The 24,946-nt window shown below is 71.3% G+C and carries 21 protein-coding genes and 1 tRNA gene; 17 read left to right on the plus strand and 5 right to left on the minus strand.

The window, feature by feature from the left end; genetic code table 11:
- From ELQ40_RS07890 to der, 13 genes are all read left to right on the plus strand, one after another.
- Complete coding sequence (locus ELQ40_RS07890; RefSeq protein ID WP_127793197.1) at positions 1-810, plus strand: TlyA family RNA methyltransferase; 810 nt, start codon at positions 1-3, stop codon at positions 808-810.
- A complete protein-coding gene (locus ELQ40_RS07895) occupies positions 807-1,727 on the plus strand; it encodes an NAD kinase (protein ID WP_127793198.1) in 921 nt (306 codons plus the stop codon). Before ELQ40_RS07890 ends, ELQ40_RS07895 begins: the two co-directional genes overlap by 4 nt.
- Positions 1,728-1,737: 10 nt before the next feature.
- Positions 1,738-3,447 carry a DNA repair protein RecN gene (recN, locus tag ELQ40_RS07900; protein WP_127793199.1) on the plus strand — a complete coding sequence of 570 codons (1,710 nt, stop codon included), beginning with the start codon at positions 1,738-1,740 and terminating at the stop codon, positions 3,445-3,447.
- Between the two features lie 163 nt (positions 3,448-3,610).
- Positions 3,611-5,272 (plus strand): CTP synthase, encoded by a 1,662-nt coding sequence (locus ELQ40_RS07905; protein ID WP_164863503.1) that lies wholly within the window; start codon positions 3,611-3,613, stop codon positions 5,270-5,272.
- A gap of 53 nt (positions 5,273-5,325) precedes the next feature.
- Complete coding sequence (locus ELQ40_RS07910) at positions 5,326-5,961, plus strand: NUDIX hydrolase (protein WP_127795196.1); 636 nt, start codon at positions 5,326-5,328, stop codon at positions 5,959-5,961.
- A 30-nt stretch (positions 5,962-5,991) separates the two neighbouring features.
- Entirely contained in the window at positions 5,992-6,984 is a 993-nt protein-coding gene (gene xerD, locus ELQ40_RS07915) for a site-specific tyrosine recombinase XerD (protein WP_127793200.1), read from the plus strand.
- A 102-nt stretch (positions 6,985-7,086) separates the two neighbouring features.
- Positions 7,087-7,974: a ParA family protein gene (locus ELQ40_RS07920; protein WP_240665998.1), complete on the plus strand. Its 888-nt coding sequence runs from the start codon at positions 7,087-7,089 to the stop codon at positions 7,972-7,974.
- A complete protein-coding gene (locus ELQ40_RS07925; protein ID WP_127793201.1) occupies positions 7,958-8,806 on the plus strand; it encodes a ScpA family protein in 849 nt (282 codons plus the stop codon). Before ELQ40_RS07920 ends, ELQ40_RS07925 begins: the two co-directional genes overlap by 17 nt.
- The gene (scpB, locus tag ELQ40_RS07930) at positions 8,793-9,530 is read left to right on the plus strand and encodes an SMC-Scp complex subunit ScpB (RefSeq protein WP_127793202.1); all 738 of its coding nucleotides are present in this window, start codon (positions 8,793-8,795) and stop codon (positions 9,528-9,530) included. The genes ELQ40_RS07925 and scpB overlap by 14 nt, the downstream gene beginning before the upstream one ends.
- Positions 9,517-10,386 carry a pseudouridine synthase gene (locus ELQ40_RS07935; RefSeq protein WP_164863504.1) on the plus strand — a complete coding sequence of 290 codons (870 nt, stop codon included), beginning with the start codon at positions 9,517-9,519 and terminating at the stop codon, positions 10,384-10,386. The genes scpB and ELQ40_RS07935 overlap by 14 nt, the downstream gene beginning before the upstream one ends.
- On the plus strand, positions 10,322-11,470 hold the full coding sequence (locus ELQ40_RS07940; RefSeq protein ID WP_127793203.1) for a prephenate dehydrogenase: 1,149 nt from the start codon (positions 10,322-10,324) through the stop codon (positions 11,468-11,470). The genes ELQ40_RS07935 and ELQ40_RS07940 overlap by 65 nt, the downstream gene beginning before the upstream one ends.
- On the plus strand, positions 11,467-12,162 hold the full coding sequence (cmk, locus tag ELQ40_RS07945; protein ID WP_127793204.1) for a (d)CMP kinase: 696 nt from the start codon (positions 11,467-11,469) through the stop codon (positions 12,160-12,162). The genes ELQ40_RS07940 and cmk overlap by 4 nt, the downstream gene beginning before the upstream one ends.
- Positions 12,163-12,226: 64 nt before the next feature.
- On the plus strand, positions 12,227-13,783 hold the full coding sequence (gene der / locus ELQ40_RS07950; protein ID WP_127793205.1) for a ribosome biogenesis GTPase Der: 1,557 nt from the start codon (positions 12,227-12,229) through the stop codon (positions 13,781-13,783).
- A 51-nt stretch (positions 13,784-13,834) separates the two neighbouring features.
- Here the strand turns inward: der and ELQ40_RS07955 are convergent, their stop codons facing one another.
- Together ELQ40_RS07955 and ELQ40_RS07960 are read right to left on the minus strand one after the other, a co-directional pair.
- Positions 13,835-14,449, minus strand: a complete 615-nt coding sequence (locus tag ELQ40_RS07955) for a GNAT family N-acetyltransferase (protein ID WP_127793206.1) — start codon at positions 14,447-14,449, stop codon at positions 13,835-13,837.
- A 69-nt stretch (positions 14,450-14,518) separates the two neighbouring features.
- Entirely contained in the window at positions 14,519-15,871 is a 1,353-nt protein-coding gene (locus ELQ40_RS07960) for an MFS transporter (protein WP_127793207.1), read from the minus strand.
- 271 nt (positions 15,872-16,142) lie between these two features.
- Between ELQ40_RS07960 and ELQ40_RS07965 the strand changes: the two genes are divergently transcribed.
- Positions 16,143-17,033: a CHAD domain-containing protein gene (locus ELQ40_RS07965; RefSeq protein ID WP_164863505.1), complete on the plus strand. Its 891-nt coding sequence runs from the start codon at positions 16,143-16,145 to the stop codon at positions 17,031-17,033.
- 61 nt (positions 17,034-17,094) lie between these two features.
- Here ELQ40_RS07965 and ELQ40_RS07970 read toward each other — a convergent pair whose 3' ends face one another.
- The gene (locus tag ELQ40_RS07970) at positions 17,095-18,849 is read right to left on the minus strand and encodes a pyruvate dehydrogenase (RefSeq protein ID WP_127793209.1); all 1,755 of its coding nucleotides are present in this window, start codon (positions 18,847-18,849) and stop codon (positions 17,095-17,097) included.
- 157 nt (positions 18,850-19,006) lie between these two features.
- Here ELQ40_RS07970 and ELQ40_RS07975 point away from each other — a divergent pair.
- Positions 19,007-19,080: transfer RNA gene (locus ELQ40_RS07975), tRNA-Pro, on the plus strand.
- Positions 19,081-19,167: 87 nt separating this feature from the next.
- On the opposite strand, the gene ELQ40_RS07980 is transcribed toward ELQ40_RS07975, so the two are convergent.
- Positions 19,168-19,908, minus strand: a complete 741-nt coding sequence (locus ELQ40_RS07980; protein ID WP_127793210.1) for an ABC transporter permease — start codon at positions 19,906-19,908, stop codon at positions 19,168-19,170.
- Positions 19,905-20,858, minus strand: coding sequence for an ABC transporter ATP-binding protein (locus tag ELQ40_RS07985; RefSeq protein ID WP_127793211.1), 954 nt, complete (start codon positions 20,856-20,858; stop codon positions 19,905-19,907). Before ELQ40_RS07985 ends, ELQ40_RS07980 begins: the two co-directional genes overlap by 4 nt.
- A 120-nt stretch (positions 20,859-20,978) precedes the next feature.
- On the opposite strand from ELQ40_RS07985, the gene ELQ40_RS07990 reads away from it, so the two are divergent.
- Positions 20,979-21,569: a TetR/AcrR family transcriptional regulator gene (locus ELQ40_RS07990; RefSeq protein ID WP_127793212.1), complete on the plus strand. Its 591-nt coding sequence runs from the start codon at positions 20,979-20,981 to the stop codon at positions 21,567-21,569.
- A 111-nt stretch (positions 21,570-21,680) separates the two neighbouring features.
- Positions 21,681-24,938, plus strand: a complete 3,258-nt coding sequence (locus tag ELQ40_RS07995; RefSeq protein ID WP_127793213.1) for a hypothetical protein — start codon at positions 21,681-21,683, stop codon at positions 24,936-24,938.
- Positions 24,939-24,946: the final 8 nt, after the last annotated feature.

A 24,946-nucleotide genomic window follows, 5' to 3' on the forward strand; every position in this document is an offset into this window, starting at 1 on the left:
GTGGCCGGTCAACGGCTCGATGCGGCGCTCGCGTCTCGCGGTCTGGCGCGGTCCCGAACGCACGCCGCGACGCTGATCGCCTCGGGCGTCGTCACGGTCGACGGGCGCCCGGTCGTCAAGCCCTCCCATCGGGTCGACGACGACGCGCTGATCGACGTCGCCGGCGTGGACCACTACGTCAGCCGGGCCGCGCACAAGCTCATCGCCGCGCTCGACGGGTTCGGCGTCGATCCGGCGGGTCGGGTCGTGCTCGACGCGGGCGCGTCCACGGGCGGATTCACCCAGGTGCTCCTCGAACGCGGCGCGCGTATGGTCCTCGCCGTCGACGTCGGTCACGGCCAGCTGGCACCGTCATTGCACGACTCGCCCGGGCTCGTGCTCGTGGAGGGCTGCAATGTGCGTCACCTCGATCCCGCCGAGCTCGCCCGGCAGACCGGAGTCGACGAACGACCCGACCTGGTGACCGCAGACCTCTCGTTCATCTCGCTGACCACCGTGCTGCCTGCGCTCGTCGCCACGGCGGCACCGGAGGCCGAGTTCGTCCTGCTCGTGAAGCCGCAGTTCGAGGTCGGCCGCAGCGGGATCCGAGAGGGGGTCGTGCGCGATCCGGCGCTCCGCGACGACGCCGTGATGGGCGTGCTGTGGGCGGCGTTCGACCTCGGCCTCGGGGTCGGCGGCGTCCTGTCCTCCCCGATCGCCGGTGGACACGGGAATCACGAGTACCTCGTGCACCTCGCGATTTCGGCGGCCTCGGATCCGTCAGAATGGACGGGTCGAGTCGAGCAGTTGACGAGAGGCGGACACGCATGACCGATGCCGATGCCCGGCACTTCCTCGTCGTCGCGCACACCGGCCGCAGTACGGCGCTCGAGGCGACCCGACAGGTGTGCACGCAACTGCTCGACGCCGGCGCCGTCCCGGTGATCGCGGCCGAGCACTGGGACGACGTCCACCATTTCGTGCCCGACCTCAACGGTCGGGTGCGTCGCTTCGAGGAGATCGACCCCTCGGCGATCGAACTCGTCATCGTGCTCGGCGGCGACGGCACGATCCTGCGGGCGGCCGAACTCGTCCGCGAGGTCAGCGTGCCCCTGCTCGGCGTGAACCTCGGTCATATCGGATTCCTCGCCGAGAGCGAGCGGGACGACCTCGATTACACCGTGACGCGCGCGCTCGCACGCGACTACGTCGTCGAGGAGCGCATGACGCTCTCGGTGCGCGTGAAGGCGGGCTCGGAGGTCGTGTCCGAGAGTTGGGCGCTGAACGAGGCGACGGTCGAGAAGGCCGAGCGCGAGCGCATGCTCGAGGTGATCATCGAGGTCGACCGTCGTCCCCTGTCGTCGTTCGGCTGCGACGGCGTCGTCATGTCGACGCCGACCGGATCGACGGCGTACTCCTTCTCGGCGGGCGGCCCCGTCGTCTGGCCGAGCGTCGAGGCGCTGCTGCTCGTGCCGCTGAGCGCGCACGCGTTGTTCGCCCGCCCGCTCGTCGTCGGGCCCGAGTCCTCGCTCGCCGTCGAGGTGCTGCAGCGTACCGAGGCCGCCGCGGTGCTGTGGTGCGACGGCCGGCGCATGTTCGACCTGCCGCCGGGGTCCCGCGTGATCGTGCGGCGATCCGACGTGCCGGTGCGCTTGGCGCGGCTGCACGAGGCACCGTTCACCGATCGCCTCGTGAACAAGTTCGATCTCCCCGTGTCGGGGTGGCGAGGGCCGGTGGGACGCGAATGAGAGGTCGAACGTGATCGAGGAGATCGGCATCCGAGACCTCGGGGTCATCGACGAAGCCGTGCTGCCGCTCGGCCCGGGATTCACCGCCGTCACGGGTGAGACCGGAGCGGGGAAGACGATGGTCGTGACCGCGCTCGGGCTGCTGCTCGGCGCGCGCGCCGACGCCGGCGCGGTCCGGTCTGGTGCGAAGCAGGCCTGGGTCGAGGGCCGGTGGCTCGTCGAGGCCGCACCGGGTGCCGGAAGGATCGCCGAACGGGTCGCCGAGACGGGTGGCGAGATCGAGGCCGGAGAGCTCCTGCTCGGTCGGTCGGTCTCGGCCGAGGGCCGTAGCCGTGCCGTCGTCGGGGGACGCAGCGCGCCGGTCGGCGTCCTCGCGGAGCTCGGCGACGAACTCGTCGTCGTGCACGGGCAGGCCGACCAGCAGCGACTCCGATCGTCTGCGGCGCAGCGCGAGGCGCTCGACCGATTCGCCGGCACCGCGCTGCAATCCGTGCTCGACGAGTACCGCGCGGCCTATGACGCCTGGCGTCGTGACGCGCGAGAGCTCGAACGGCTCCGCGAGGAGCACGACTCGCGGGTGCGAGAGGCCGACGAGCTGCGACAGGCCCTCGACGAGCTCGAGCAGGTCGATCCGCAGCCCGGTGAGGATCTGAAGTTGCAGGAGCGCGCCGATCGCCTCACGAACCTCGAGGACCTGCGGGTCGCTGCGGCTCAAGCGCATGAACTCATCTCGTCGGAGGCCCTCATCGACGACGCGCCCGACGCGGTCACGCTCGTCGAGAGCGCCCGCCGGCACGTCGAACGAGTCTCGCCGCACGACGCCACGCTCGCTCCGATCGTCGACGCGCTCGCGAACGCGGGATTCCAGCTCGCCGACGCGGCCGCGGAGCTCTCCGGGTACCTCGCCGGGCTCGACGCGGACGGGGCACGGGAACTCGAGGTCGTTCAGGAGCGGCGGGCGCTCATCACCGGACTGATCCGGCGCCACGGTGCGTCGCTCGACGACGTGCTCGCGTTCCGGAGCGCGGGCGGACTCCGCCTGGTCGAACTCGACGGCGACGACGAGCGCATCGGTGCACTCGCCGAGTCCGTCGTGTCGCTCGAGGCCGACGTGGACCGCCTCGCGACCGCGATCACGGGGCTCCGCACCGAGGCGGCCGCCGCACTGGCCGTCGCGGTGACCGCCGAGCTCGAGGCCCTCGCCATGCCCGACGCGAAGCTGTCCGTCGTCGTCGAGCCGCTCGCCGAGGCATCCGTGCACGGTCGTGACGCCGTGTCGATCCTGTTGCGCCCGCATCCCGGCGCCGAGCCGCGTTCGGTGTCCAAGGGCGCCTCCGGCGGTGAACTCTCGCGGGTCATGCTGGCCATCGAGGTCGTCATCGCCGGTACCGATCCGGTGCCGACGTTCGTCTTCGACGAGGTCGACGCCGGGGTCGGCGGCGCTGCGGCGATCGAGATCGGGCGGCGGCTCGCTCGCCTCGCCGAACGCTCGCAGGTGATCGTCGTGACGCACCTCGCGCAGGTCGCCGCGTTCGCGACGAACCACCTCAGCGTCGTCAAGGGCACCGACGGGCAGGTGACCGCGTCGAGCGTGCGGCAGCTCGACGGGGCCGACCGAGAGGCCGAGATGGCGCGGCTGCTGTCGGGTCTCAGTGATTCGGCGAGCGGGCTCGCGCATGCACGGGAGTTGCTGGAGATCGCGGCCGACCGGGCCGCGTGAAGGAAGCCGGGCGGCCGGCGGATGGGGGACACGCGTGGATGGAGACGGGGCGGACTCGCAGGAACGTGAGTTAGGCTATAAGCCCGTGGTGGATGAACTCGGCGCAGGCCTTCAGAATTCGGATCCGAACACGGACATCTCAGGTGGAGACACCGCGAACGAGGTGACCAAGCACATCTTCGTCACCGGCGGTGTCGTGTCCTCGCTGGGCAAGGGCCTCACGGCTGCGAGCCTCGGCAACCTGCTGACCGCCCGCGGGCTGCGGGTCGTCATGCAGAAGCTCGACCCGTACCTCAATGTCGACCCCGGCACGATGAACCCGTTCCAGCACGGCGAGGTGTTCGTCACCGACGACGGCGCCGAGACCGACCTCGACATCGGCCACTACGAGCGCTTCCTCGACATCAACCTGTCGCAGGCCGCCAACGTGACGACCGGCCAGATCTACTCGACGGTGATCGCGAAGGAACGCCGGGGCGAGTACCTCGGCGACACGGTCCAGGTGATCCCGCACATCACCGACGAGATCAAGCGGCGCATGCGGCTGCAGGCCTCCGAGTCGCCCAAGCCCGACGTGATCATCACCGAGATCGGCGGCACCGTGGGCGACATCGAGTCGCAGCCGTTCATCGAGTCGGCCCGCCAGGTGCGCCACGAACTCGGCCGCAAGAACGTGTTCTTCGTGCACGTGTCGCTGGTGCCGTTCATGGGTGCCTCGGGGGAGCAGAAGACCAAGCCGACGCAGCACTCGGTCGCAGCCCTCCGCTCGATCGGCATCCAGCCCGACGCCCTCGTCCTGCGCAGCGACCGCCCGGTGACGGAGTCGAACAAGCGCAAGATCGCGCTGATGTGCGACGTCGACGAGGCCGCGGTGGTCAACGCCGTCGACGTCCCCTCGATCTACGACATCCCGACGATGCTCCACGACCAGGGCCTCGACGCCTACATCATCGACTCGCTCGGCCTCGACGCGAAGGCCGACGACGTCGACTGGTCGGGGTGGAGCAGCCTGCTGCAGGTCGTGCACGAGCCCAAGCACGAGGTGACGATCGGGCTCGTCGGCAAGTACATCGACCTGCCGGACGCCTACCTCTCGGTGACCGAGGCGCTGCGCGCCGGCGGCTTCGCGAACGAGGCGAAGGTCCGCATCGAGTGGATCCCCTCGGACGAGTGCCGCACCCCCGAGGGCGCCGCCAAGCACCTCTCGGACCTCGACGGCATCTGCGTACCCGGCGGCTTCGGCGTGCGCGGCATCGAGGGCAAGCTGGGCGCGTTGCGGTTCGCGCGTGAGAACGGACTGCCCGTGCTCGGACTGTGCCTGGGCCTGCAGTGCATGGTCATCGAGTACACGCGCAACGTCGTCGGACTTCCCGGCGCCTCGTCGAGCGAGTTCGACCCCGACACGCAGTTCCCGGTCATCGCGACGATGGAGGAGCAGGTCGAGATCATCGCGGGCGGCGACCTCGGCGGCACGATGCGCCTCGGCCTGTACCCGGCGAAGCTCGCGGAGGGGTCGCTCGCGGCCGAGCTCTACGGTTCGTCGGAGATCTCCGAGCGCCACCGCCACCGGTACGAGGTGAACAACGGCTACCGCGACCGGATCGCCGAGGCCGGCATGGTGTTCTCGGGCCTCTCACCCGACCGCAACCTCGTCGAGTTCGTCGAACTGCCGCGCGAGGCGCACCCGTTCTACATCGGCACCCAGGCGCACCCCGAGCTGCGCAGCCGCCCGAACGACGCGCACCCGCTGTTCCGCGGACTCGTCGCCGCAGCGCTCGAGCGCCAGCAGTCGAGCCTGCTCTTCGACGACGTGCAGAGCGCGTGAGCGACGTCGTGTCGTCGCCCGAGCCCGACGCGGCCGAGCCGGGTGCCGAGCCGATGGCCCGGGCGATCGCCGACGAGGAGTTCCACCCGGAGGTGCGTTCGAGCGAGCGCGTCTTCGAGGGCCGGGTCTGGGACATCCGACGCGATGAGGTGCAGTACGGCGAGGGCCGGCTCGTCCGGGACTACGTCGACCACCCCGGCGCGGTCGGCGTGCTCGCGCTCGATGCAGACGACCGCGTCTTCCTCATCCAGCAGTACCGCCATCCCGTCGGACATCGCGACTGGGAGGTGCCGGCGGGCCTGCTCGACATCGACGGCGAGGACCCCCTCGAGGCCGCGAAGCGCGAACTCGCCGAGGAGGCCGACCTGGTCGCCGCCGAGTGGAACGTGCTCTCCGACGTGTTCACCTCGCCGGGCGGCAGCGACGAGACGATCCGGCTGTTCCTGGCTCGGGGCCTCAGCGCCGCACCCGACGTCTTCGAACGCGAAGACGAGGAGGCCGACATGCTGACGCGATGGGTGCCGCTCGACGAGGTCGTCGACGCGGTGCTCGAACGCCGGGTGCAGAACGCGCTGCTCGCCGTCGCCGCCCTGGCCGCGCACGCGGCGCGCGGGCGCGGATGGTCGACGTTGGCGGCCGCGGATGCCCCGTGGACGACGCGCGACTCGATCGCGCGTCGGCGGGGCTGAAGCGACCGGGGCATCCGCTTCGGAGGCGTCATGACGGACGAGCAGGCGGACCCTCGGGCGGCGGGCGGCGACGAGATCGACGCCCGTGAGCCCGACGGCCACGGCGTCGCGGACCGCAGCATCGGGGACCGGGGCGTCGGCGACTACCTGCGCCACCTCGCCGTCGAGCGCGGGCTCTCGAAGAACACCCTCGCGTCGTACACCCGCGACCTGGCGATCTACGTCGGATTCCTCGACGCGCGCGGGATCGCGGCGCTCGGCGCTGTGACGGAGTCCGACCTCGCCGACTTCCTGCGCTTCCTGTCGACGGAGCGGGAGCCTGCGCTCGCGACATCGTCGGTCGCGCGGGTGCTCTCGGCGGTCCGCGGCCTGCACCGGTTCCTGCTCGAGGACGGACGGATCGGCCACGACGCGGCCCGGGCCGTCGCCCCGCCGAAACTGCCGATGCGCCTGCCGAAGGCGATCCCCGTCGCCACGGTCGAGGCGCTGCTCGCGGCGACCGACGGCGACGACCCCGGACGCCTCCGCGACAAGGCGCTGCTCGAACTCCTCTACGCCACGGGCGCCCGCGTGTCCGAGGCCATCGGCCTGAACGTCGACGACCTCGTCGACGACGAGGTCGTGCGGCTGTTCGGCAAGGGCGGCAAGCAGCGCATCGTGCCCGTCGGGCGCTATGCGCGCACCGCGCTCGAGGCCTACCTCGTGCGCGCCCGGCCGATGCTCTCGGCTCGCGGGCGGGCGACGCCCGCGCTGTTCCTCGGTGCGCGGGGCGGCCGGCTCAGCCGACAGGCCGCGTGGGAGGCGATCACGCAGGCCGCCGATCGCGCGGGCATCGAGTCATCCGTCTCGCCGCACACGCTGCGCCACTCGTTCGCGACCCACCTGCTCGAGGGCGGCGCCGACGTGCGCGTCGTGCAGGAACTGCTCGGCCATTCGTCGGTCGCGACGACGCAGATCTACACGCTGGTCACAGCCGACACACTCCGCGAGATGTACACGCACTCCCACCCGCGTGCTCGCTAGAATCGAGCGAGCACGCGGCCCGGAGGCAGGTTGCCGGACGGGAAACGGCAGGCGCACCGAAGACGTCGCGAGCCGAGCAGGCGCAGAGGAGATGATTCGCACGTGACCGACCACTTGACGGACCCGGCGGACGGAACAGCCTCCCTGGATCCCGAGGTCGGTCCGACGGGTCGCCCGATCCGCGAGTTCGACGAACCGAAGCCGCTGCGCTCCCACGGGCCGGCGCGCATCATCGCGCTGTGCAACCAGAAGGGCGGCGTCGGCAAGACGACGACGACCATCAACCTGGGTGCCACGCTCGCCGAGTACGGCCGCCGGGTGCTCGCGATCGACTTCGACCCGCAGGGCGCACTCTCGGCAGGGCTCGGCGTGCAGACGCACGACGTCCCGACCATCTACGACCTGCTGCTCTCGCGCAGCATCGACCCGGTCGATGCGATCCAGCACACCGAGGTGCCGGGGCTCGACGTCATCCCCGCGAACATCGACCTGTCGGCGGCGGAGGTGCACCTGGTCACCGAGGTCGCGCGCGAGCAGATCCTCGCCGGAGTGCTGCGCCGCGTCTCGGCCGACTACGACGTCATCCTCATCGACTGCCAGCCGTCGCTCGGCCTGCTCACGGTCAACGCCCTGACGGCCAGCCACGGCGTCGTGATCCCGCTCGAGTGCGAGTTCTTCGCCCTGCGCGGCGTCGCCCTGCTGATCGAGACGATCGACAAGGTGCGCGACCGACTGAATCCCGCGATCGAGCTCGACGGCATCCTCGCGACGATGTACGACGCACGCACGCTGCACTCGCGCGAGGTCCTCGAGCGCGTCGTCGACGCCTTCGGCGACAAGGTCCTCGAGACCGTCATCACGCGGACCGTGAAGTTCCCGGACGCGACCGTCGCGGCGACCCCCATCACGACGTTCGCCCCCGAGCACCAGGCGTCGAGGGCGTATCGCCAGCTCGCCAGGGAGCTGGTCTTCCGTGGCGCGGTCGCCTGAGGCCGAGCCGGTCGGGTCAGTCGTCGCGGGTGCCGACGGGGCGTCCGATCCCGGCTTCCGCGTCGCGCTCACGAACTTCGAGGGGCCGTTCGACCTGCTGCTCTCGCTGATCGCGAAGCACGAGCTCGACATCACCGAGGTGTCGCTGTCGAAGGTCACCGACGAGTTCATCTCGTACCTGCGCGGCCTCGACTCCGATGAGGAGCTCGACCGGGCGTCGGAGTTCCTCGTGGTCGCGGCGACCCTGCTCGACCTCAAGGTCGTGGGGCTGCTGCCGCAGGGTGAACTCGTCGACGCGGAAGACGTCGCGCTGCTCGAAGCGCGGGACCTGCTCTTCGCGCGTCTCCTGCAGTACCGGGCGTTCAAGGAGGCGTCGCGCTGGTTCCAGACGCACTTCGATGCCGAGCAGATGCGGCACGCCCGCACGGTGCGACTCGAGGAGCGGTTCCGCCAGCGGGCGCCCGAGTTGCGCTGGACGCTGACCGCCGACGACTTCGCCGCGCTGGCGACGTTGGCCCTCACGCCGAGGGAGCTTCCCGTCGTGGGCCTCGCGCACCTGCACGCGCCGCTCGTGTCGATCCGGGAGCAGGCGGCGCAGGTCGTCGCGGTGCTGCGCCGCGGGGACCCGGTCACGTTCCGGCAGCTCATCGCCGGGGTCGAGGAACGCGGGGTGGTCGTCGCGCGATTCCTCGCGGTGCTCGAGCTCTACCGCCACGCCGCGATCGGGTTCGAGCAGCTCGAACCGCTCGGCGAGCTCACCCTGCGCTGGGCGGCCGAGCACTGGACCGACGATCGACTCGACAGCCTGGGAGCCGACTATGACGACGAATGAGACGGATGCCGCAGACGTGGGCGCAGCAGAGACGGATGCCGCAGCGACGGATTCAGCATCGGCGGATGCCTCCGTGCCCGAGCTCTCCGTCGCGACGCCGCTCGACGTGCCCGGACAGCCGCGGCTCGACCTCGACCGCGCGATCGAGGCGATCCTGTTCGTCTCCGACGAGCCCGTCGGCCTGGTCGCGCTCGCGGCGGCGGTGGCGCGCCCCGTCGCCGAGGTGCGGGCGGCGATCGCACGCCTGCGACAGGACTACGACGGCACCGGCACCTCGGGCGAGCCGCGCACCGACGAGGCATCCGTCGATGCGTCGGCCCGAGGCATCCGACGCGGGTTCGAACTGCGGGAGGTCGGCGGTGGCTGGCGGTTCTACGTGCGCACGGAGTACGACGCGCTCGTCGCCGACTTCGTGCTCACGCAGACCTCGACGAAGCTGTCGCAGGCGGCGCTCGAGACGCTCGCGGTGATCGCCTACAAGCAGCCGATCTCACGGTCGCAGGTCGCGTCGATCCGCGCGGTGAACGTCGACTCGGTCGTGCGGACGCTGCTCGGCCGCGGCCTCGTGACCGAGGTCGACACCGACGCGGAGACCGGGGCGATCCTGTACGGCACCACCGACCTGCTGCTCACCAACCTCGGCATCAACTCGATCGAGGAGTTGCCGCGCATCTCGCCGTTGCTCGACGACGGCCAGGAAGGATTCGACAGTGACCGGATCTGATCGGGAGACGGGCGCAGGGTCGCCGGCGCCGCTGTCCACGGCCGGCGAACGGCTGCAGAAGGCGCTCGCGGCGGCCGGCGTCGCGTCGCGCCGCGTCTCGGAGCAGCTGATCGTCGAGGGTCGGGTCGAGGTGAACGGCAGAGTCGTCACCGAGCTCGGGTCGCGCATCGATCCGTCGACCGACCGGGTCGCGGTCGACGGCGTCGCCGTGCAGCTCGACGCCGCCAAGCGCTACTACATGCTCAACAAGCCGCGCGGCATCGTGTCGACGATGCGCGACGAGCAGGGCAGGCCCGACCTCACCCGATTCACGTCGACGCTCGAGGAGCGGGTCTTCAACGTCGGCCGGCTCGACGCGGAGACGAGCGGGCTGCTGCTGCTCACGAACGACGGCGAGCTCGCCCACGTGCTGTCGCACCCGTCGTTCGGCGTCGAGAAGACGTACATCGCGAAGGTGAAGGGGCGGGTCACCGCGCAGACGCTGCAGCGGCTGAAGCAGGGTGTCGAGCTCGACGACGGCCCGATCGCGATCGACCGGGGAAAGCTCCTCCAAGCGCAGGGCGACGCGGCGCACAGCATGGTCGAGGTCACGCTGCACTCCGGTCGCAACCGCATCGTGCGCCGGATGCTCGACGCGGTGGGGCATCCGGTCGTCGACCTCGTGCGGCGGCAGTTCGGTCCGCTGCACCTCGGCACCCTGCGGTCGGGCGAGCTGCGCGAGCTGACTAAGATCGAACGCGGCCGGCTGCTGACGATCTCGCGTGCGGCAGGCGCCGAACGGCAGCAGCCGGATGAGCAGCGGTCCGGCACGAACCAGGTCGGCACCGATCGGTCCGGCACGAAGCGGAAGGACTGACGTGGTCGAGTCGCGCCTCGCCGGACCCGTGCGCATCGTGGGCACCGGCCTGCTCGGGACGAGCATCGCGCTCGGCCTCCGGGAGCGGGGGCTCGAGGTCATCCTGGCGGATGCCTCGCCGACCCACGTCGCCCTCGCGATCGACCTCGGCGCGGGCCGTGCCGCGACCGCCGGCGATGCACCCGAACTGATCGTCGTCGCGGTCCCGCCCGACGTCACGGCGCGGGTCGTCGGCGACGAACTCGCGTCGTTCCCCGACGCGATCGTGACGGATGTCGCGAGCGTCAAGGCCGGCATCCTCGACGAACTCATCGCCGCAGGCGCGGACGTGGGCCGCTACATCGGGTCCCATCCCCTCGCCGGGCGCGAGCGCGGCGGACCGCTCGCGGCGCGCGCCGACCTCTTCGCCGGGCGGCCCTGGGTCGTCGCCGCGCACGACGAGATCAGCTACCGGCGCGCGAGCGCGATCGACGACCTGATCCTCGACCTCGGGGCGACGCTCGTCGAGATGACCCCCGACGCGCACGACCGCGGGGTCGCGCTGATCTCCCACGTGCCGCAGGTCGTCTCCAGCCTCATGGCGCGCCGCTTCATCGACGCGCCGAACGCGGCGCTGGGGCTCGCCGGCCAGGGCGCACGAGACGTCACGCGCATCGCAGCCAGCGACCCCGACCTGTGGGTGCAGATCCTCGGGGCGAACGCGGCATCCGTCCGCGACGTCCTCGTCGCCTACCGCGCCGACCTCGACCGGTTCATCGATGCCCTCGAGGACCCGGCGGCGCCCGGTGCCCGTCGCCGGGTCGCCGAGGAGCTCGCGGGCGGCAACACCGGCGTCGAACGCCTGCCCGGCAAGCACGGCACCGACAAGCGGTTCACGACCGTGATCGTCATGGTCGACGACCGGCCCGGCCAGCTCGCGCGGCTCCTCGCCGAGATCGGCGAAATCGGCGTGAACCTCGAAGACCTCAGGCTCGAGCACTCGCCGGGCCGCCAGGTGGGCCTCGCGGAGATCCAGGTGCTTCCCGAGGCCGCCGACCGACTGACCACCGAACTGGCCGAACGCGGCTGGAAGATCGCAGGATGAACGACAACGTGAACGTGGTGCACCCCTTCGTCGTGGCCCTCGACGGCCCCGCGGGCAGCGGCAAGTCGAGCGTGTCCAAGCAGGTCGCGCGCGAGCTCGGCTGGGGCTTCCTCGACACCGGCGCCGCATACCGGGCACTCGCCTGGCACGCCGAGGCATCCGGTGTCGACCTCGACGATGCGGCATCCGTCGTCTCATGCCTCGACAGCTTCGACTACCGCATCGGCACCGACCCGTCGGGGTACCGCGTGCACGTCGGCGACGTCGACGTGACCGAGGCGATCCGCGAACCGGGAATCTCGGCCGTCGTGAGCCGGGTCGCGCGCGTCCCAGAGGTGCGGACGCACCTCATCGAGCTGTTCCGCGCGATCGTGGCCGCCGAGACGCGTGCCGGCATCGTCGTCGAGGGACGCGACATCACGACCGTGGTGGCGCCGGATGCGCCGGTCCGGATCCTGCTCACCGCCACCGAGGAGGTGCGGATGTCGCGTCGCGCCGCCGAGCTCACCGGCCAGGATGCCGCGGCGACCGGCGCCCAGTTGCGCGAGCGCGATCGGGCCGACTCGAAGGTCGTGGAGTTCATGACCGCGGCCGACGGGGTGACGACCGTGGACTCCACCGAGCTCGACTTCGACGCGACCGTGGCGGCCGTGATCGCCGTCATCGCGGACTCTCAGCCGGTCACTGATTGAATGGTGCAGGGGCCATCGCGCGGCACGACCGCGGAACGCCCCGCTGAGCCTTGAGGAGACACCCATGACCGACCGCGACGACGAGTCGTACGCTGCCGAGTCCGACGCCACCGAGTTCGACGCGCCGGACGTCGACGCACCCGCCGACGACCTCGCCGAGCGCCTCGCCGACGTCGACGACGAGCTCGCCGAGCAGCGCGCGGCCGCGCTGCGCAGCGGCCTCGACGACTACGAGCTCGACGAGGAGGACCTCGACCTGCTCGAGCTCTCCGAGGAGGGCGAGGAGGGCATCCGGTACCTCCCGGCGTTGCCGGTCATCGCGATCGTCGGACGCCCGAACGTCGGCAAGTCCGCCCTCGTGAACCGCATCCTCGGTCGCCGCGAGGCCGTCGTCGAGGACACCCCGGGCGTCACCCGCGACCGCGTCTCGTACAAGGGCGAGTGGCTCGACCGCCGCTTCACGCTCGTCGACACCGGCGGCTGGGAGCCCGACGCGAAGGGCATCGACGCCTCGGTCGCCGCGCAGGCCGAGGTCGCGATCGACCTGAGCGACGTCGTGCTGTTCGTCGTCGACGCCATGGTCGGTGCGACCGCGACCGACGAGCACGTCGTGCGGCTGCTCCGCAAGACGAAGAAGCCGGTCTTCCTCGTCGCGAACAAGGTCGACGACTCACGCCAGGAGCCCGAGGCGGCAGCGCTGTGGAACTTGGGGCTCGGCGAGCCGTACCCGGTGTCCGCGCTCCACGGTCGCGGCGTGGCCGACCTCCTCGACCAGGTGTTCAAGGTGCTGCCCGAGATCTCGGCCGTCGCCAAGCAGGAGGTCGGCGGACCCCGCCGCGTCGCGATCCTCGGTCGCCCGAACGTCGGCAAGTCGAGCCTGCTGAACAAGGCGGCCGGCGAGGAGCGCGTCGTCGTGAACGAGCTCGCCGGCACGACCCGCGACCCCGTCGACGAGCAGGTCGAGCTCGGCGGCCGCGTCTGGCGCTTCGTCGACACGGCCGGCATCCGCCGTCGGGTGCACCTACAGCACGGCGCCGACTTCTACGCCACCCTGCGCACGCAGGCCGCCCTGGAGAAGGCGGAGGTCGCGGTCGTGCTCATCGACGTGACCCAGGCGATCTCCGAGCAGGACGTGCGCATCATCGACATGGTGCTCGAGTCGGGCCGCGCGCTCGTCATCGCCTACAACAAGTGGGACGAGCTCGACGACGACCGCCGCCGCTACCTCGAGCGCGAGATAGAGCAGGACCTGCACCACGTCGCCTGGGCGCCGCGCGTCAACATCTCCGCGAAGACGGGGCGCCACCTCGAGAAGCTGGTGCCCGCCCTCGAGACCGCGCTCGACTCGTGGGACACCCGCATCGCGACGGGCAAGTTCAACGCGTTCCTCACCGAGCTCACGCAGGAGCACCCGCACCCGGTGCGCGGCGGCAAGCAGCCCCGTATCCTGTTCGGCACGCAGGCCGCGACGCGTCCGCCGACCTTCGTGCTGTTCACCACCGGGTTCCTCGACCCGGGCTACCGCCGGTTCATCCAGCGGCGCCTGCGCGAGATCTACGGCTTCCAGGGCAGCCCGATCGTGCTGAACATGCGCGTCCGGGAGCGTCGCCAGCGCAAGTGAGCGGATGCCGCGGGCGGCGCTTCGCCGTCGCCCACGGCTTCCCGGGCGGGATCAGCGCTCGAACGAGACCTGCATGACCACGCGCGACGCGGTCGGCCGCGCGACTTCGGCGAAGCCGGCTGCGGCGTACATCGAGACCGTGCCGGGGAAGAGCTCTGCGGCGCTCTTCTTCGCGCCCGTCGTCGGGTCGACCGCGTATGCCTCGACGACGGTCGCTCCGCCGGCCCGCGCCGCGTCGACGGCCGCGCGGGCCAGCTCGGTCGCGACGCCCCGGCCGCGATGTTCGCGCGGCACGACGAAGCAGGTGACGGCCCACACGGACTCGTCGTCGAGGTCGGGCTGCGTGGTGCCCGACTTCACGATGCGCCGCGTGCGCAGTCGCGGCAGTCGAGGTCGCGGCTCGACCGCGGCCCAGCCGACGGGTTCGTCGCCCTCGTAGGCGAGCAGGCCCGGTCCAGGCCCTGATTCGGCGATCTGCGCCTCGAGCCGATCGCGGAGCGCGTCCTTCCCGACGCCTCGCCAATCGGCTCCGGGGATCTTGTACCACTGGCACCAACAGGAGGCGGGGTCGCCGCGGGTGCCGAACACGCGCTCGACGTCGCCGAACGGCGCTTCGGCGGCGGGGATCACGCGCAGCGGGGGAGGGGTCGCATCGTCGTCGGCCATCCGCCCACGCTAACGCGAGCCGGCGACATCCGTGGGCGGGTCGGATGATCGTCAGTCGCCCGGTGCGGCTCAGCGGACCGGCTCGGCGACGCGGTCTCGAGGCATCCAGGCGGATGCTGCGAGCATCAGCACGGCCGTCACCGCGGTGGCGATGAAGACCGCGGCGGACGCCGGAACGATCGTCGCGGCATCCGCTTCGCCGCCGTTCGCGGCGATCACGTTGTTGGCGATCGAGCCGAAGACCGCGACGCCGAGCGCCGAGCCCGCCGAGCGGGCGAACGCGTTCGTGCCGGTGACGACGCCGCGCTCGTTCCAGTCGACCGACGCCTGCGCGGCGATCAGCGTCGGTGCTGCGACCCAGCCCAGACCGAATCCCATCACGAACGCGATGGCGGCGACGATCCACGGGCTCGGGTACGGCGCGCTGACCGCGAGCGCGACGGCGCCCGCGGTCGCGATGACGGAGCCGATCACCGCCGTCGACCGGAAGCCGATGCGCAGGTAGAGCCGGCCCGACAGCGACGCCGAGAGCGGCCACCCCAAGGTGAGCGCGGCCACCGCGAGCCCCGACAGCAGCGGGACGACGCCGATCGCGGTCTCGAGGTAGCTTGGGACGAAGCTCGTCACGCCGGTGAGGAGCGCGCCGACGCCGAGGGACACCAGCGTGGTCGACGCGATGAGCCTCCGCCGGAAGATGCGCAGGTCGAGGATCGGCTCGGCGGCACGACGCTCGACGAGCACGAAGCCGACGAGGGCCGCGGCGCCGACGGCGAAGCATCCGATGCTCTGCGGCGAAGCCCACGCCCACGCATTGCCGCCCTCGAGGAGGCCGAGCATCACGGCCGTGAGCCCGACCGTCAGGAGCGCCGCACCCGCGTAGTCGATGTGGTGTCGACGTCGTTCGACCGACTCGCGGTAGAAGCGGATCAGCGCCCAGCCGGCGACGAGGCACAACGGGATGTTGACCAGGAAGATCCACCGCCACGACGCGAACTGCGAGAACACGCCGCCGAGCGCGGGCCCGACGACCGACGAGATCGCCCACACGCTCGCGATGTAGCCCTGCACCTTCGCGCGCTCGGCCACGGTGTACAGGTCGCCGATGATCGTCATCGACATGGGCGCCGCGGCCCCCGCCCCGAGGCCCTGGATCACCCGGAACACGATGAGCGCCGTCATGTTCCAGGCGAACGCGCACAGGATCGAGCCCACGAGGAAGAGTCCGACGCCGATCAGCACGATCGGCTTGCGCCCGACCGTGTCGGCCAGCTTCGAGTAGATCGGCACCGAGACCGCCTGCGCGAGCAGGTACACCGAGAACAGCCACGGGAACTGGTCGAACTCGCCGAGGTCGCCGACGACCGACGGCACCGCCGTCGCGAGGATGGTCGCGTCGATCGCGATGAGGCCCGTCGTGAGCATCAGGGCGATCAGGATCGGACCGCGCTCGGATCGGAAGCCGACGGAGGTCTCGCCGGCGCCGGCGGTCTCGGAACTGCTCACCCTGACGCCAACTCCGGCGGCGTTCGGGGTATTCCGCTCAGGGCGAACGGGCCTCGGGCGCCCCGGTGTCGAGGCAACGCGGTCGTCGACGCATCCGCTGTTACGGTGGTGCGACCCGCGCCGGCGGTCGCTCGGGCGCAGCGACGACGATTCGAAGGAGAACCATGCAGCCACCGGATCGGCCGCACTCGTGACCACGCGTGAGGCCTTCGTCGCGGTGCTCGCCCGCTACTCGGCCGAACTCCCGGCGCTCCTCCGCGCCGCCGCCGCAGACGAACCCGATGCGGTGCACCAGGCCCGCATCCTCGTGCGACGCACCCGCGGGGTGCTCGCCGCCGGACGACGCGCACTCGGACGCGAACGCGCCGACGCCCTCCGCGACGAGCTCGAACCGATCGGGCAGGACCTCGGCGTCGTGCGCGACCTCGAGGTGCGCATCGCGCAGTCGGAGGCGCAGGTGACGGCGGGTGCCGACGCGGCCGTCGTCGACCGCTTGATCGTCCGCGAGCGCGACCGCTACCGGGACGCGCACGCGGTGCTCGTCGACGACCTCGAAGGCGCCGATCGAGGACTCGATGCGCTGGCGGCGTTCGTCGCGGATGCGCCAGGGGGTTCGCACGCCGAGCGGCCGGCGCCGCGCGGGGCTGCGGCCGCGCTGCGGCGCGAGATCCGTCGGGTCGGCCGAGCCGAGCGCGCACTGCTCGGCGACCTCGACTCGTTGCACCGATACCGGCGTGCGACCCGCCGCCTCCGGTACGTGGCCGAGGCGTTCACCGAAGACCCCGCGGTCGTGTTCCACGGCGACGACCACGATGCGGTCGTCAAGCTCGCCGAGGCGGCGAAGGCGGTGCAGGACGTACTCGGCGACCACCGTGACGCGATGCTGTTCGCGCTCGACGTCCGCGAGATCGACGCCGAGGCGCGCGACGCGGGCGACGGGTCGGCTGATGCCAGGGCGGACTTCGCCGGCATCGCGGCGTCGTCGTTCGCGGAGGCGGCTCGCCTGCTCGATGGCCTGCCCGACGCCGTCGCCGGGCTCCACGAGGCGATCGACGCGGTACCTGATTCCCTCGGCGGTTGAGCCGTCTCGGCGGCTGACGCGGCTCGGCGGTTGGGCCGTCTCGGCGGTCGACGCCGCGAGATCACAGCCCCGGCAGGTGCCGCACGTTCGACCTCGCCATCGCGACCGCCTCCGCGGCGCCGCCGTGCAGCACGATCTTCGACACCGCGAGCGCGAACCCCTTCACCTGCTCGCCCGTGATCGCGGGCGGCAGCGACAACGCGTGGGGGTCGGTCTTGATGTCGACGAGCGCAGGGCCGTCGTGCGCGAACGCGGCGTCGACGGCGTCGCGAAGCAGCTTCGGATCCTCGACGCGCTCCGCGTGGAACCCGATCGCGGCGGCGACGCCGGCGAAGTCGACCTGCGGCACGTCGACGCCGAAATCGGGGAATCCGTCGACCAGCATCTCGAGCTTCACCAGGCCGAGCGTCGAGTTGTCGAACACGAACACCTTCACCGGCAGGTCGTACGCCGTCGCGGTGATGAGTTCGCCGAGCAGCATCGACAGCCCGCCGTCGCCGGCGATGGCGACGACCTGACGGCCGGGGTACGCGACCTGCGCGCCGAGCGCGTGGGGCAGCGCGTTCGCCATCGACCCGTGGATGAACGAGCCGATGATGCGCCGCTCGGATGTCGGCGTGACGTAGCGGGCCTGCCAGACATTGCCCATGCCGGTGTCGGCCGTGAAGATCGCATCGGATGCCGCCGCCTCGTCGATCACCGAGATGGCGAACTCCGGATGGATCGGCGCGGTCGTGTCGACGTCGGTGTATGTGCCGACGACCGAGGAGAGCAGCTTGTCGTGCTTCTTCAGCGTGCGGTCGAGGAACCTGCGGTCGGTCTTCTCGGCGACCAGCCCGGTGAGCGCGGCGAGCGTGGCGCGCACGTCGCCGTGCACGGGGTAGGCGACGCTGACGCGTCGGCCGAGGTGGGAGGCATCCGAATCGATCTGCGCGATCACGACCTTCTTCGGGTCGGGCAGGAACTGCTCGTACGGGAAGTCGGTGCCGAGCAGGAGCAGCAGGTCGGCGTCGTGGATGCCGGCGTGAGCCGCACCATAGCCGAGCAGGCCCGTCATGCCGACGTCGTAGGGGTTGTCCCACTGGATCCACTGCTTGCCGCGCAGCGAATGCCCGATCGGCGCCTTGATGCGCTCGGCGAACGCGATCACCTCGTCGTGCGCGCCCTCGACGCCGGCACCCGCGAAGATCGCGACGGTCTTCGCCGCGTCGATCGCCTCGGCGAGCCGGCGCACGTCGGTCGCGGCGGGGACGAGCGTCGGTTGATCGGTCAGCACGAGCGACGGGAACGAGGCGGATGCCTCGAATTCGGCGATGTCGCCCGACAGCACCACCACGCCGACGCCGGGGCCAGCGATCGCATGCCGAAGCGCCGCGTTCACCACGCGCGGCGACTGCGCCGCCGTCGAGATCAGTTCGCAGTAGTTCGAGCACTCGACGAACAGGCGCTCGGGATGCGTCTCCTGGAAGAACCCCTGCCCGATCTGGCTGCTCGGGATGTGGCTCGCGATCGCCAGCACCGGCGCCTTCGACCGGTGCGCGTCGTACAGCCCGTTGATGAGGTGCAGGTTGCCGGGGCCGCAACTGCCGGCGCAGACCGCGAGCTTCCCGGTGAGCTGCGCCTCGGCCGCGGCCATGAATGCGGCGGCCTCCTCATGGCGGACGTGGATCCAGTCGATGCCGCCCTTCGCCTTCCCGCCCGAGCGGCGGACGGCGTCGACGATGGGATTCAGCGAGTCCCCGACGATGCCGTAGATGTGATCGACGCCCGCGTCGATGAGCTGCGCGACGAGCTGGTCGGCGATGGTGCGAGCCATGGTTCCCCCTCCGGATGGCGTGCTCGCGGCGAACCGCGAGGAGTTCCAGTCTTGCGGGGCGCGTGGCGGACGTCGAGGGGGGTGGGTGCGTGTACGAGCACCCCTCCGGATGCCGCTATGATGGTCAAGTTGTCTTCGACGGGAACGCCGGGGACATCGGGCTGTGGCGCAGCTTGGTAGCGCACTTGACTGGGGGTCAAGGGGTCGCAGGTTCAAATCCTGTCAGCCCGACGGAAAGCCCGGTGAGCAGAACTTCTCACCGGGGCTTCGTCGTTCTCGCGAACACCCCTCGCGTCGGTGAACCGCGCCCCCAGCCGGTCATTCCCATCGGAAGAACCGTGCGGCGAGTCCTCCGCAGACGGCCGTCCATCCGAGGAGCACGAGCACGTGGAGCGGCTGGAGTCCGCTGCCTGCGGTGGCGTCCTGCAGCGCCGCCACGGAGGCGCCCAGTGGGGAGAAGTCGCTGATCGTGAGGAGCATCCCGTCCATCGACTGCCTGGTGATCCACAGGCCCCCGAGGAAGAGCAGCGGGAAGAACAGCACCGTCCCGATCGCGCCTGCCGCCGTTCCCGTCGGTGCCAGCGATGCCACCAGCAGGCCGAGGGAGAGCATCGCCGCGACGCAGAGGAGGTAGGCGAGAAGGTACGCCGGCGCGTGCAGCGGGAGCGGCACCCCGAATGCCAGCAGCGCCACCATGAGCACCACGGTCGTCGTCGCTGCCGACAGGAGCAGGCAGAGCAGGAGCTGTGCTCCGAGCATCCGCGCCGGGCCGACCGGCGTGACGCGCATCCGTCTCAGGATCCGCTTCTCACGGTAGGTCGCGAAGCGCTGCGGCAGGGTGAGCAGGGCCAGCGCGGTGACGCCGACGGCGACGATGATCGGCGCGTAGAGGTCGATGACCCGCCTTCCGCCGAGCCCGTCCTGCGGTTCGCCGAATGCGGGGACGAGCCCCAGGATCACGAGGAGCAACGGCGGAAGGACGAGGGAGAACCCCCATTCCATCGGCTCCCTGCCGAACAGGCGCAGCTCGGTCGCGGTGAGCCGGAGCAGTGCCGTCATCGGGGATGCTCCTCGGTGTCGATTCGCCGTGCATCGTCGTGCCGGGAGTCGAGGTGCCGGCCGGTGAGTCGGACGAACGCGTCCTCGAGCGATGCCTGCTCCAGCCGAAGCCCCGCAGCGGTGATCCGACGGTCGGCGAGCACCGTCGCGACCGCGAGGAGCAGATCCCCATCGCCGGTCACGACGATCTCCTCGCCCGAGCGCTCGACTGAGGCGACCTGCGGGAGGGCGCTCAAGGCGGCCGGGTCGAGTGGTGGCGACGGGCGGAAGCGGAGCCGCTGCGTGCCGTCGACGCGTGCCACGAGCCCTGCCGGGGAATCGATCGCCACGATCCGGCCCGAGTCGATCACCGCGAGTCGGTCGCACAGTCGCTCGGCCTCCTCCATGACGTGCGTGACGAGGAGGACCGTCACACCCTGCTCGCGGATGCCCTCGACGAGCTCCCACGTGTCTCGCCGGGCGTTCGGGTCGAGTCCGGTCGTGAGCTCGTCGAGCACCGCGACACGAGGGGCGCCGAGCAAAGCCAGCGCGATCGCCAGCCGCTGCTGCTGCCCGCCCGAGAGCCGCCGGTACTGCGTGTCAAGGGTTTCGGTGAGGCGCAGGCGCTCCAGCAACTCCCGCCAATCCGCAGGTGCGGCATAGAACGAGCTGTAGAGCCGCATCGCTTCGCCGACGGTGAGCTTCGCCGGCAGTTCGCTCTCCTGGAGTTGCGCGCCGAGGACGAGCCGAAGCTCGGACTCCTGGGCTGCCGGATCGATGCCGCAGACCCGGATCCTGCCGCCGTCCGGCACGCGGAGGCCATCGATGCACTCGACCGTGGTGGTCTTTCCGGCACCGTTCGGCCCGAGGATGCCGAAGATCTCACCCCGGTCCACGGTGAATCCGACGCCGTCCACGACGGTTCGGCCTTCGTAGCGCTTGACGAGGCCGTCCACCTCGATGGTCGTCATGCTGTCTCCGTTTCGCTCCGTACGGCCGGATCTCTCGAGGAGGCATCCGTACGATCCGCCAAGATTCGACCGTGCGGTCGAAGTTTAGACTGCTTGGACGAACCTCGCTAGACTCCGCCCATGGCATCGATGACACGCACCCGCCGAGCTCGCCGTGATGACCTGATCGCAGCGACCGTCCGCGTGATCGTCCGGGAGGGCATCGCAGCGGCATCGATCGAACGGATCGCCGCGGAGGCGGGCACCAGCAAGGGAACGGCGCTCTACCACTTCGCCGGCAAGGAGGAGCTCTACGCCGCGGTGACGACCAGCCTGTTCGACGCGGGACGAGCGTTCATGACCGAGCGGATCCTGTCGGCGCCGGACACCCCCCGTGACCGGATCGAGGCGTACCTCGACTCGAACCTGCGCTTCATCGCGGACCACGTCGACCACGTCGTCGCGACCCAGGAGATCGTCCGGCGCACCGGCGCCGTGCCGGATGGCGACGCGATTGCGCCACTGCGGGCCATGCTCGAGGCCGGCCAGCGCGACGGCAGCTTCGGCGCCTTCGACGCCGACTTCGTCGCCCGGATGATCCGCGATCTCGTCGACGGCGCTGCCTACTACTACCCGCAGCGTCCGGGGCTGGACCGCGAGCACTTCGTCGCCGAGGGGGTCGGGCTCGTCCTCCGCGCCATCGGCGCTGCGGACCGTGCCGGGCCTAGGTGATCTCGCGGCGAGTCCTCGGGAACGCCGGAGGTCGCCCTGCCCGCGCGGGCACGCCCTGCTGCACCGTTCGGTGCCCGAACCGACTGGACGCCCGGGGTGCCGCGCGCGGTGATGGTTCTGCAGTACCCCAGGGAGGACCAACCGATCCACGAGCACGGCGGACGGAGCGTGCCGGGCGCGCACGTCGAACGGGGCGGCCAACGTGCGGACGCGATCCGCGCGAGGCGCGCCGCCGCCCAGCGTGCCGTCGCGCGTGCACGCAAGCCCGCCGACACCCGCCGGCTGAGCGCCGATGACGTCATCGACCTCCAGCGCGACGCCGGGAACCATGCGGTCGCGCGCCTCGTCCAACGCGAACCCGCCCCGGACTCCCTCGCGGGCCGCCACGCCCGCGAGCCGATCCCGAAGCGCGGCCCCGAGGTCCGCCCGGCCCTGCAGGCGAGGTATCCGGCGCTCCTCGGCGCGCTCACCTCGGCGCAGCTCGACCGATGGCAGCAGGTGGTCGACCATTACACGATCGGCTGGCACATCGACGGCCGTCTCAGGCGGCTCTGGGACGACTTCTCGTACTACGGGACCGTCCGCGCGCAGCATCCCGACTATCTGAGCGAACGTCGACGACTGCTGGCGGCCGTCCCGCCGAAGCCCGACGAGCGCCTCACCGTGGATGCGCGGCTGCTCTTCGCCGACGACGTGCATACGCCGCCCGAATGGGACGCGAGAGCCGAGACCGGGTTCCGCCAGTGGGCGGTCGAACAGATCGCCCGACAACCCATCGAGCTGAACCTGCGCCCGGCGCCGGGCGAGGCGCTCGGCCAGCACCCGATGCCGGGGATCGTGCGCAAGACGAAGGGCTTCATCACCGCCGACGACCTCCGCAACGAGTACCCGGAGGAGTACGCCCGACGAGTCTCCGATCGCGAGGAACTGCAGAAGCTCCGGGAGGCGCTCAAGGAGACCACGGCGGTCTGGCACGAGCTGCAGCCCATGCACCTCGAGCGCAGCGCGATCAACGCGCGGCGGATCGGCTTCGGCGCCATCCGACATGTCTCGGAGGCGCTCGGCGAGGGCAGCGCTCCATACCCGTCGGTCCGCATCTGGGACGAGCCGCGCGCCCTCATCGAACGGGCGTGGCCGCTCCTGCGCGAACGGAAGGTCGAACTCGCCGTCCCGCTCATCGCGATGGCGGAACAGTCGACGGCCGAGGCGGCGAAGCGGTTCGGGGCCTACGAGAACCGCGTCATGACCGGCGCGGGCACCGCGGTGAAGTGGCTCAACCGCCTGAAGACCGCGGGAACGATCGCCGCGGGCATCGCCTCAGGCGGGCTCGGCCTCACCGGCTCGGCGCTCGTCGCCGGCGGCTACACGCTCGCGCAGGAAGGACTCGGACGCGCCGCCGAGATCCACTACGGGCAGCGCACGAGCCTCGGGCTCGCGAGTCTCGTGCAGGCCGCCGGCGTCAGCGCCGTCATGACCTACCTCGGCGGCGCTCTCCAGGCGCGATTCCAGGTCGCCATCAAGGCGCGGATCGACCGGATCCCCGACCTCGCGGGCACCAAGCTCGCCGAGCTCACCTCGAGCGCGATGGCCGCAGGAACCTCATCGGTCTACCTGACGGCGACCGAGACCGTGCTGAAGTCCGTCGTCGAGGGCAAGGCGCTCCCGAAGAGCGCGGCCGAGTTCGCCGACCTCATCGTCGACGGCGTGGTGCAGAACGTCGCCATGGACCTCGGATTCGCCCGGGTCAACAGCCGCGTCGCGAAGGAGTACGACGCGTGGCGCGGGGGAGCGCGCTCGCCGGCGGTCACGCTCCCGGGCTCGACGAAGACGGATGCCGCCGCCGGCGCCGATGGCGGTCGAGCGGCCGCAGGGGCCGTCGGGGCCGCCGATCGCGCGCGTGCGGCGACCGGCGAATCCGCTCGGCTGTCGGACGTGGCCGTGCGGTCGCTGCTGTCGGCGCCGGGGGGCTGGCCACGGCTCCAGTACGAACTCCGCTCGGGAACCGGCCTCGGGGCGAATCTTCCGCTCACCGAGCGACAGTCGCTGATCGCACGGTTCGAGGCGCACCGGGAGGGCCTCGCGCGGAACGCGGGCGCCGTCTTCGGCGGCGAGGTCGTCATCGTCGACTCGGACGCAGGGCGGCGCGTCGAGGTCAGGTTCGTCGGCGACGGCGCGGCGCAGACCGTGCAGCACGCCACCGAGTACCTCGACGCGAAGTCGCCGGGCTGGGCGCGCGAGACCGACGTGCGGCTCGTCGCCGATCCCGCGTCGACGCGGTCGCCGACCGCGACGGATGGCCCGGGTGGACGCGATCCCGCGCGTGTGACGGAGCACCTCGGCGCGGAGGCGCGTGCGCTCGCCGCAGACCTCGTGCCGCTGTACGACCGGTACCGCCGTATGGGCCCCGAGGCGAGGTTCGACGCGATCCTCGAGGTCGTGAACCGCCGGCTCGTCGCCGCAGGAGCGCCGCCGCTCATCCCCAACCACCTCCACCGCCCGACTCGCGACCAGCTCGGCAAGCAGCCGTCGTCGTCATGGGAACTGCACATCAACCGCGACCTCGTCAACCACCGCGATCCGACACCCGAGCAGTTCGCCGAGGCGTGCGACACGATCGCACACGAGGGGCGACACGCCCTGCAGTGGTTCCGGATGGCACGGCTGCACCTCGAGCGCACGTTTCCGGGCCAATCCTTCGCCCAGGTCCGCGCGGCGGCATCCGGCGATGCGGTGCTCGCAGGATTCGACCCGCAGACGGTCAAGGCGGCGTGGGAGGCGCAGACCGGGGCCCGGCCCGCCGAGTCGTTCCGGGCGGGGGAGTTGCACCATGCCGAGGCCGCCGCGTTCTACGACGGCGTGTTCGGTGCGAACGGGGATCGACGCCGTGAGATCTACGCCACGGGAGAGATCCGTCGGAACGAGCTGGGGGTCGCCGCGCGCCGACTCGACTTCATCGAGCGACTCGATCTCCCGCCCAACGACCCCCGGCTCGTCGACGCCCGTGCACGGTACCGGGAGGCGATCGCCGCGAACGACCGCGCGCACGAGGCGTACGAGATGCTGATCGAGGAGATCGATGCGCGCACCCATGGCCGGGATGTCGCCGCCGCGATCCTCGCCGATGCGCGGATGCTGCCGCAGGCGCGGGATCGGGCACGCGAGGCCTACCGGGCCTTCATCGATGCGGATCGCGCGACGAGGAACCCGGCCCGCACCGGGCGCCACTTCCGCGCGTCGACGAGGGCGGCCGCGTTCACGCGATACGAGGAGGCGATGGAGGCGCTGCGTCGCATCGAGCAGCGCGTCGAGCGCGCGGCGGAGGCCGCGAAGCGCGCGTCCGCCAAGGCGGGGCGGCCGAGCGGAAGTTGATGGAGCCC

It is taken from the genome of Agromyces sp. LHK192, from assembly GCF_004006235.1.
In the GTDB taxonomy this organism is placed as follows: domain Bacteria; phylum Actinomycetota; class Actinomycetes; order Actinomycetales; family Microbacteriaceae; genus Agromyces.

Bases quoted from the DNA above. Each gene is read 5' to 3' on its own strand.
- ELQ40_RS07895 (WP_127793198.1), top strand. From the start codon at position 807: ATGACCGATGCCGATGCCCGGCACTTCCTCGTCGTCGCGCACACCGGC.
- ELQ40_RS07910 (WP_127795196.1), top strand. From the start codon at position 5,326: ATGGCCCGGGCGATCGCCGACGAGGAGTTCCACCCGGAGGTGCGTTCG.
- xerD (WP_127793200.1), top strand. From the start codon at position 5,992: ATGACGGACGAGCAGGCGGACCCTCGGGCGGCGGGCGGCGACGAGATC.
- scpB (WP_127793202.1), top strand. From the start codon at position 8,793: ATGACGACGAATGAGACGGATGCCGCAGACGTGGGCGCAGCAGAGACG.
- ELQ40_RS07940 (WP_127793203.1), top strand. From the start codon at position 10,322: ATGAGCAGCGGTCCGGCACGAACCAGGTCGGCACCGATCGGTCCGGCA.
- cmk (WP_127793204.1), top strand. From the start codon at position 11,467: ATGAACGACAACGTGAACGTGGTGCACCCCTTCGTCGTGGCCCTCGAC.
- der (WP_127793205.1), top strand. From the start codon at position 12,227: ATGACCGACCGCGACGACGAGTCGTACGCTGCCGAGTCCGACGCCACC.
- ELQ40_RS07955 (WP_127793206.1), bottom strand. From the start codon at position 14,449: ATGGCCGACGACGATGCGACCCCTCCCCCGCTGCGCGTGATCCCCGCC.
- ELQ40_RS07960 (WP_127793207.1), bottom strand. From the start codon at position 15,871: ATGCTCACGACGGGCCTCATCGCGATCGACGCGACCATCCTCGCGACG.
- ELQ40_RS07970 (WP_127793209.1), bottom strand. From the start codon at position 18,849: ATGGCTCGCACCATCGCCGACCAGCTCGTCGCGCAGCTCATCGACGCG.
- ELQ40_RS07980 (WP_127793210.1), bottom strand. From the start codon at position 19,908: ATGACGGCACTGCTCCGGCTCACCGCGACCGAGCTGCGCCTGTTCGGC.
- ELQ40_RS07985 (WP_127793211.1), bottom strand. From the start codon at position 20,858: ATGACGACCATCGAGGTGGACGGCCTCGTCAAGCGCTACGAAGGCCGA.
- ELQ40_RS07990 (WP_127793212.1), top strand. From the start codon at position 20,979: ATGGCATCGATGACACGCACCCGCCGAGCTCGCCGTGATGACCTGATC.
- ELQ40_RS07995 (WP_127793213.1), top strand. From the start codon at position 21,681: ATGGTTCTGCAGTACCCCAGGGAGGACCAACCGATCCACGAGCACGGC.